Below are 3571 nucleotides of genomic sequence, written 5' to 3'. Positions count from 1 at the left end.
TTTTAGCTCTAGCACTAGCCCAAGAACCAAAAGTTTTACTATTAGATGAACCGACAACTTTTTTAGATATCAACTATCAATTGCAACTATTGGAACTACTTAAAGAACTAAATCAGCAGCAGGGATTAACTATTATTACAGTTTTACACGAACTGAATTTAGCAGCACGGTATAGTTCCCGGATTGCATTATTAAAACAGGGTTATATTTGGGAAGTTGGTACACCTGAAGAAGTTCTGACACCAAATGCGATCGCTCAAGTATTTAGTGTGGAATCAGTGATTATTCACACACCTGTTGGTTTACAAGTTTGTGCAATTTCTGCTGTGTCAGCATAACTCTATTACTTTGCTAACCAGAGTTAGACACACCCTTTTACTACTAAGCTTCTAGATAACACAACTCTTTACTTGGTTCGTGAGGAAAGTAAATCATGCAACTACGTCGATTCGACAACATTCAGGAATTCTGGCACTGCACTCAGGCTTACTTACTTCAGCATCAAGTAGAAAATAATGTTTTGCTCAGTATTTTGCATACTTTGTTGCATAACCCAGAACGTTATCTGGGTAAGCCTTATTTAGCAATTGTCCAAACAAATGGTGAGATTCTGGCTGTTGCCATCCGCACCCCACCCCAAAAATTGATCCTATCCAAAGCCCAGAATATGGATACTTTGCGATTGATTGCTCAAGATTTGCGTCAAGAGCTACTCCCAGGAAGCATGGGACTGGCTAAAGAGGTAGAAATATTCTCGCACACTTGGCAAAAGCTGACAGGACAATTCTATCAACGGTCGGTGGTAATGAAAATTTACCAATTAACGGCAGTGCAAAGAGTCTCAACGGCCAGAGGATATCTCAGACTGGCAACTGAAAGCGATCGCTCTCTTTTGATCGAGTGGCTTTCTGCATTTTTATCTGAGATAGATGAGGCGGTGAGCGAAGATGTCGAACACCAGGTAGATAATCGGTTGAAACAGCAGAATACTTATTTTTGGGTTGATAGCACTCCAGTTTCAATTGCGTCTTGTAAACAAGTGTTACCTACAATTGGTCGGATCAATTTAGCTTATACACCACCAGAGTATCGTCGCAAAGGATATGCTACTGCCTGTGTCGCAGGGTTAAGCCAAAAACTGCTAGACCAGGGATGCCGCCATTGTTTCCTTATAGCAGATTTAGCCAATCCCACAGCCAATCATATTTATCAAGCGATTGGGTATCGCCCCCTAAGCGATTGGCACGAATACTCATTCACCTCAAATGAGTAAGCATAATAAAGCGATCGCTCCAATTAAATTACTTTCTATGGCAGAATATGTAAACTGCGATCGCACCTCCATCCCCTAAAACACTAGGGTAAGCGCATCTCATAATAGGCTATCCAAGTGCGGAAATATCCAAAAGACTTAACACTCATTTTAAGACTTGGTTTCTTGTGTCTGTGCGTCGATAATTACACTCCAGTCATCATTTGTGACAGCAGCTTCAAGTTGACGCTGACGTTCGGCTATAGTCGCATCTATTGTTTCTGACTCTTTAGAGAGGGTTGTGTCAGCCATTGCTTTCCGCAGTTTTAGCTTTTTCTCCTCATAAGCTTGACGTTCCGCCTCGGACATTACCGCCTTTGCAGCTTCACCTACCGTACTAGCCCACATTTCGCTTTCAGTTGCATTACCAGGTGGTGTACTTTCAAGTTCTGCTATCCACGCATGTTGCAAATCTTCCATTTCTTGACGCTTGGGGAACTTGAAGGCTTGCACACGTACAAAAGCACACTTTTGCTCACCATTTTGACTGACATGACCGTTTAAAGAAAGCAACACATTCCGAGAATAGCCAATGTACTGCGTGCAGCGTTCTGCGTCTAATACTGCATAAACACCTGCAATTTTAGCGTTCTGTGCAGATGCACTCCAAGCCTCAAGGTTAATGATTTCAGTACCATCGTTTGCCAGTTCAGGGGTTATACTCACCTCAATGGCGGTGTGTTCGTCGTCAGAACTATACAAAAATTCATGCAGTCCACGGTGGTTTATGGGGACATTTTGATGTTCAATTGGCGGGTTGTGTTGAGTTTCCATCGCAGTTTATCTCCGAGTTATTAATTAGCGCTACGCAAATATATGCCTTTAGAATATTGAAGCTTAAATCTACTCACATCCCCAAATTCTTGCTGACAAAGCGAAAACAACTATTAGACCTTATATGAATCAATTAACACCTAAAAATTGGATATTCATCAAACAGCGACTGACCCCTTATTTATTTTTATTACCCGCCTTAGTTCTTTTGGTGTTAACAGTCTTTTGGCCTGCACTGCAAGCCTTTTACCTCAGCTTTACCAGCTACGAAGATATTGCCCAGCCGCCACAATGGATAGGTTTTGCCAACTTCCTCAAGCTTTGGAAGGATGCAGTTTTTTGGAAAACCTTGGAAAACACTTTTTTATATCTTGTGGGTGTAGTACCAATTTTAGTAATTACTCCTCTAGTGCTGGCAATTTTGGTAAATCAGAAACTGCGGGGGATGAATTGGTTTAGATCCGCATATTACACCCCAGTGGTAATTTCAATGGTAGTTGTGGGAATAGCTTGGAAATGGTTGTATGCAGAAAACGGATTACTGAATCAGTTGCTGAAAGCTTTGGGTCTTTTTCCAGAAGGTATTCCTTGGCTAACTAGCCCAGAAAAAATTTTTTGTATTGTACCAATTTCTCTTGCCAGCGTCATGGCTGTCACCGTGTGGAAGGGGCTAGGCTACTACATGGTAATTTATTTAGCGGGGTTGCAATCAATTCCTGCTGATGTTTACGAAGCTGCTGCGATCGATGGTTCTGATGGTATCAGCAAACATTGGGATATTACCATACCTTTGATGAAGCCGTATTTAGCACTAGTGGCGGTAATTTCGGCTATTTCTGCCACCAAAGTGTTTGAAGAAGTATACATTATGACCCAAGGAGGCCCACTTAGTAGCTCAAAAACGATTGTTTATTATCTATATGAGCAAGCTTTTGGTAACTTGGAAATCAGCTATGCTTGCACAATTGGTTTAGTGCTCTTGTTGATAATTTTAGGATTATCAATTTTGCGATTAGTTATCAATCAAGAGGGGGCTGATAATATCACAATCTAATATTGCTCTATCAGCCACGATAATATTAAAATATTTAAATATCCAGAGTTCATGAAAACAGACACGATTTTTTATACATTATTTCAAACTCTTCCAAGTGTCTTATTTGAACTTTTGGAACAATCTCAAGCTCTAGCGTTGCACTACCAATTTACCTCGGTAGAAATCAAAGAACTAGCACGCCGTATCGATGGTTTATTCCTACCAAAACCTGACTTTCCAGAAGACCCAATCTATTTTGTTGAGGTACAGTTTCAGCGCGATGATGATATTTATTGGCGAATAATAACAGAAGCTTTCCTGTATATAGGAATCGTATTTGATTTTTGAAATTATTTACGTAGGCGGGGAGTGGGGAGTAGGGAGTAGGGAATAAGGAATTAGGCTTTTCGAGTTGTACCGAGCTTTTTCAGAAATCAAATATTAGTCCT

3 protein-coding genes and 2 pseudogenes are annotated in these 3571 nt (G+C 40.7%); 4 read left to right on the top strand and 1 reads right to left on the bottom strand.

Going from position 1 to position 3571, the window contains the following annotated elements:
- Together LC574_RS31355 and LC574_RS31350 are read left to right on the top strand one after the other, a co-directional pair.
- Positions 1-338 (top strand): annotated as a pseudogene (locus LC574_RS31355) (ABC transporter ATP-binding protein); the annotation flags it as partial.
- 95 nt (positions 339-433) lie between these two features.
- The gene (locus tag LC574_RS31350; RefSeq protein WP_229457474.1) at positions 434-1273 is read left to right on the top strand and encodes a GNAT family N-acetyltransferase; all 840 of its coding nucleotides are present in this window, start codon (positions 434-436) and stop codon (positions 1271-1273) included.
- Between the two features lie 150 nt (positions 1274-1423).
- Here LC574_RS31350 and LC574_RS31345 read toward each other — a convergent pair whose 3' ends face one another.
- Positions 1424-2086: a GIY-YIG nuclease family protein gene (locus LC574_RS31345; protein WP_229457473.1), complete on the bottom strand. Its 663-nt coding sequence runs from the start codon at positions 2084-2086 to the stop codon at positions 1424-1426.
- A gap of 124 nt (positions 2087-2210) precedes the next feature.
- Here LC574_RS31345 and LC574_RS31340 point away from each other — a divergent pair, with 124 nt between their 5' ends.
- Complete coding sequence (locus LC574_RS31340; protein ID WP_229457472.1) at positions 2211-3140, top strand: carbohydrate ABC transporter permease; 930 nt, start codon at positions 2211-2213, stop codon at positions 3138-3140.
- A 51-nt stretch (positions 3141-3191) separates the two neighbouring features.
- Positions 3192-3449 (top strand): annotated as a pseudogene (locus LC574_RS31335) (DUF2887 domain-containing protein); the annotation flags it as partial.
- Positions 3450-3571: the final 122 nt, after the last annotated feature.

The sequence above is a fragment of the Nostoc sp. CHAB 5715 genome (assembly GCF_020829685.1).
Taxonomy (GTDB): Bacteria; Cyanobacteriota; Cyanobacteriia; order Cyanobacteriales; family Nostocaceae; genus Nostoc.
The sequence above is the reverse complement of the archived record's forward strand: the minus strand, read 5'-3'. Positions and strand labels throughout refer to the sequence as shown.

Coding starts and splice junctions, on each gene's coding strand:
- LC574_RS31350 (WP_229457474.1), top strand. CDS start 434: ATGCAACTACGTCGATTCGACAACATTCAGGAATTCTGGCACTGCACT.
- LC574_RS31345 (WP_229457473.1), bottom strand. CDS start 2,086: ATGGAAACTCAACACAACCCGCCAATTGAACATCAAAATGTCCCCATA.
- LC574_RS31340 (WP_229457472.1), top strand. CDS start 2,211: ATGAATCAATTAACACCTAAAAATTGGATATTCATCAAACAGCGACTG.